Genomic DNA, 516 nt, shown 5'->3' on the forward strand with positions numbered 1-516 from the left:
GCCGCTGGCCGGAAGACAGGGATCTTATGATGCGACCTGTGCGCGGTGACCCGTTCGCGGGTCCATCGATTGCCGTGGCCGGTCACCAGTCCATTGCGGTTGAGGATGCCGGCAATCAGATCATCATTGGCGATGAGCACCAGTTGGCGGACGGCCGCGATGATGTCGCCGGACGTGCTGTTGCGCTGTCCACGGCGCCGCTTCGGCAGGCGCAGTTCAGTATGGACGCCACCAACCCAATGGATCAGGAGAACGATCTCTGACGCTTCGTCATCGATATCGGCGACCACCTCCCGGATGACGGTGCGAACGATGCGCTTCTTGAGCCTTGCATCCGTCGTCGGCGCCGCCCACACTGCCTTGAGATTGGCGGCGAGCGCGGTGACGTGTATTGGCGACAGAAGTGATGGCTCCGATGTCGAGGCAGCATGCGCGGCAATCCTGCTCTCGATCTCGCCGACACGCGTAAGCGCCCGGTTCCATCGCAACTCCAGTTCCGCCGCGACCAGCCGGTTC

General features: G+C 63.2%; 1 pseudogene. It reads right to left on the bottom strand.

Annotated elements, in window-relative coordinates:
• Positions 1 to 516 (bottom strand): annotated as a pseudogene (locus NKI54_RS36425) (recombinase family protein); the annotation flags it as partial.

The sequence above is a fragment of the Mesorhizobium sp. M0663 genome (genome assembly GCF_040320585.1).
Taxonomy (GTDB): Bacteria; Pseudomonadota; Alphaproteobacteria; order Rhizobiales; family Rhizobiaceae; genus Mesorhizobium.